Source organism: Arsenophonus sp. ENCA (assembly GCF_002287155.1).
GTDB lineage: Bacteria > Pseudomonadota > Gammaproteobacteria > Enterobacterales > Enterobacteriaceae > Arsenophonus > Arsenophonus nilaparvatae.
Genome location: NZ_NHNG01000112.1, coordinates 1 through 2,804, shown reverse-complemented (window position 1 = coordinate 2,804; position 2,804 = coordinate 1). Strand labels below are relative to the sequence as shown.

Here is a 2,804-nt window from a genome sequence, read left to right as displayed (position 1 = left end):
ATGGGTAGAAAACTGATCCGCACCATTGGACAGGTGCGCGCTAATTTTGCCATGACGATGATGGCAGCATGTTACAACCTAAAGCGGTTGGCGTACTTCCAGAGCGCGTGCATCGTGGCTTTCTGACGCCCAGAATGGGTCAAATGGCCCTAGCCAGGGCAATGTGCGATAGAATCAGTAGCGTGATAATCAAAAAAAATCTAATTATTTAGAATGAAAGCCAAGGGTTAATTGAAAATCTTGAGTTTTTCGAGGTGCCCTAATGTTAAAATAACGTATAAAGTAGGTAGAAACTAAGGAAATTGCTTGGATAGTCTGTTTAAATTAACAACAAAGCAAAAAAGCCTGGTGAGGATCTTGCAAATTACCGATACTCACCTTTTTGCTAATGTTGATGATACTCTACTTGGCGTCAATACTTTTGGTAGTTTTCATGCAGTAATTGATGCAATTTTAGCGCGCAATGAAAATGTTGACTTGGTTGTTGCTACCGGTGATTTGGTTCAAGATCAATCTGCATCAGCTTATCAGCATTTTGCGGAAGGGATCAAACGGTTATCTACTCCTTGTGTTTGGTTGCCGGGCAATCACGATTATCAACCGGCAATGGTTGCTACTTTAGCAAAAGCAGGAATTTTACCCTCTAAGCAGGTGCTAATTAATGATAATTGGCAAATCCTGATGTTGGACAGCCAAATTCAAGGTGCTGTGCATGGAAAATTATCTAAGCAACAGCTGTTATGGATGAAACGCTGTTTTGATGCATACACGGAGCGTAGTCATTTACTAATGTTACATCATCACCCTTTGCCTTCGGGTTGTACCTGGCTTGATCAACATAGCTTGCGTAACTCTCATATTTTGGCTGACTATTTAAATCAATATCAACAAGTTAAAGCGATTTTATGTGGGCATATTCACCAAGAAATAGATGAATATTGGCAAGGGGTTCGCATGATGGCAACACCATCAACCTGTATACAATTTAAACCTCATTGTACTAATTTCACATTAGATACAATGGCACCGGGGTGGCGTTATCTTGATCTTTCTATCAATGATGACGGTGAAAATGTGTTGGATACACAAGTTTTCAGATTGGATAGTGATAAATTTCGCCCAGATTTCGACTCAGGTGGTTATTAATGTCAACATTAATTTATATACATGGTTTTAATAGTTCTCCTTTATCGCAGAAGGCAAATAGCTTAAAAACTTGGCTAGAGGGACAACATCCAGCAGTTAATATGTTGATACCCCAGCTTCCTTGCTATCCAGCAGAAGCGATTGAATTATTACAGAATCTCGTAGCAGCCCATGCAGGAGAGCAGATTGGGTTGTTAGGTTCTTCATTGGGCGGTTATTTTGCTATTTGGTTATTGCAGAAATTTAATTTACCCGCTGTGGTTGTCAATCCAGCGGTACGTCCTTTTGATTTGTTTGAGCAGTATTTAGGTGAGCAAGTCAATCCTTATACAAAGGAACGCTACATTTTACAATCCCACCATTTAAATGAACTACAAGCAATACAAATTGATGCATTAACGGCGCCTGATTTGATTTGGCTATTACAACAAACAGGTGATGAAATATTGGACTATCGTCAAGCTGTTACCTATCTTATGGAGTGTAAGTTTCATGAAGTTAAAATGCTTATATATCAGATAGATAAAAATAAATTATCACTATAATTCACTATTCACTCACTATAAATTTTAAATTTCAATCCAACTATTACTCCTATCATCCTGATATTTAGCTGTCATTTCAGCAGATTTATGACCTAATAATTTTTGAGCAAAATTACTACCCATTTTTTCAGTATACAGTCTTGCCGACAAGCTTCTAATTTCATGAAAAGACGGTGGTGATCCTTCCCATGTTAATTTTGTTTTATCCCTAAATCTTGTAAATTCGGTTGATATTCTTGCTACTGTAATTTATTTTTTGTAATAACAAAGTTAGCTTCATGATTAATGTTTTTCAAAATATTGCATAATTTTGTAGACTCAATTTCAAGATCCAGTGGAATAGCTATTTTAGTTTCGGTTTTTTGTTGAACAATCCATAATTTCCCATCATGAATATCTTCCCATTTCATTTTTGAAATATCAGACACCCTCTGACCGGTAACTAAAGCCAGTTTCATTGCATGATTTAACCAATGATTGTCATCGTTTATTAACTTTAAAATAATATTAAAGTCATTCAGAGACAACCTTGCTCGCTGAATTTTAATTTTTGGAGTTTTTGTTTGAGATACAGGGTTAATTTTTATAGTATCCGTGTAAAGAGCTTCCTTGAAAATATCATTCAAAGTTCCCCCTTATTTGCTTAGCAGCCGATGGCTTATCGTTCATTATATATGAATAAATAAAGTCGCTAATTATTTTAGTAGAAATATTTTCTATTGGTGCGTCAAGAATTCCTTTTCTTATCGCTAATACTTTACTTTTATAATCTTTTAATGTTTTTTCTCTTAATCCCCTTGTTTTCAATATTTCTTCATATCTATCTAAAAACTCATGAAAATAGACAGTTCCTTGTCCGTCAATCCTTTCTGTTAGAGGTTTTACTTTCTCTGTATTGAGCAATAACTGATTCGCACTGATAGCCTCGTTAATTGCATAGGCTTTGTTCCTGCCTAAACCGTATTCCTTCCGTGTACGTGGGTCTCTATACTCGATTAACTTGAAGTTGCATTTTTCAGCGTCTGGAAGTTGTCATTAATCCGGCGCGACAAGGCTCCGTCCAATCCCGGTAATATATTACGGAAAAAGTGGTGTATTTCCTGCCGAAACGCT

At 36.6% G+C, this 2,804-nt stretch carries 5 protein-coding genes and 3 pseudogenes; 3 read left to right on the top strand and 5 right to left on the bottom strand.

What is annotated here, in order from left to right; translation table 11 throughout:
- The 3 genes and pseudogenes from CBG25_RS03275 to yqiA form a co-directional block, all read left to right on the top strand.
- Positions 1 to 126, top strand: a pseudogene (locus CBG25_RS03275) (IS5/IS1182 family transposase); the annotation flags it as partial.
- Positions 127 to 306: 180 nt separating this feature from the next.
- Positions 307 to 1,146 carry a 3',5'-cyclic-AMP phosphodiesterase gene (cpdA, locus tag CBG25_RS03270; protein WP_290604488.1) on the top strand — a complete coding sequence of 280 codons (840 nt, stop codon included), beginning with the start codon at positions 307 to 309 and terminating at the stop codon, positions 1,144 to 1,146.
- A complete protein-coding gene (yqiA, locus tag CBG25_RS03265) occupies positions 1,146 to 1,691 on the top strand; it encodes an esterase YqiA (protein ID WP_290604486.1) in 546 nt (181 codons plus the stop codon). The genes cpdA and yqiA overlap by 1 nt, the downstream gene beginning before the upstream one ends.
- Positions 1,692 to 1,715: 24 nt before the next feature.
- Here the strand turns inward: yqiA and CBG25_RS03260 are convergent, their stop codons facing one another.
- From CBG25_RS03260 to CBG25_RS03245, 5 genes and pseudogenes are all read right to left on the bottom strand, one after another.
- On the bottom strand, positions 1,716 to 1,925 hold the full coding sequence (locus CBG25_RS03260; RefSeq protein ID WP_290604492.1) for a tyrosine-type recombinase/integrase: 210 nt from the start codon (positions 1,923 to 1,925) through the stop codon (positions 1,716 to 1,718).
- A gap of 5 nt (positions 1,926 to 1,930) precedes the next feature.
- Positions 1,931 to 2,317 carry a tyrosine-type recombinase/integrase gene (locus CBG25_RS03255; protein WP_290604484.1) on the bottom strand — a complete coding sequence of 129 codons (387 nt, stop codon included), beginning with the start codon at positions 2,315 to 2,317 and terminating at the stop codon, positions 1,931 to 1,933.
- Positions 2,310 to 2,594 (bottom strand): hypothetical protein, encoded by a 285-nt coding sequence (locus CBG25_RS03250; protein ID WP_366212665.1) that lies wholly within the window; start codon positions 2,592 to 2,594, stop codon positions 2,310 to 2,312. Before CBG25_RS03250 ends, CBG25_RS03255 begins: the two co-directional genes overlap by 8 nt.
- An 18-nt stretch (positions 2,595 to 2,612) precedes the next feature.
- Positions 2,613 to 2,687 (bottom strand): annotated as a pseudogene (locus CBG25_RS21260) (phage integrase Arm DNA-binding domain-containing protein); the annotation flags it as partial.
- Positions 2,687 to 2,804 (bottom strand): annotated as a pseudogene (locus CBG25_RS03245) (IS630 family transposase); the annotation flags it as partial. The pseudogenes CBG25_RS21260 and CBG25_RS03245, both read right to left, overlap by 1 nt.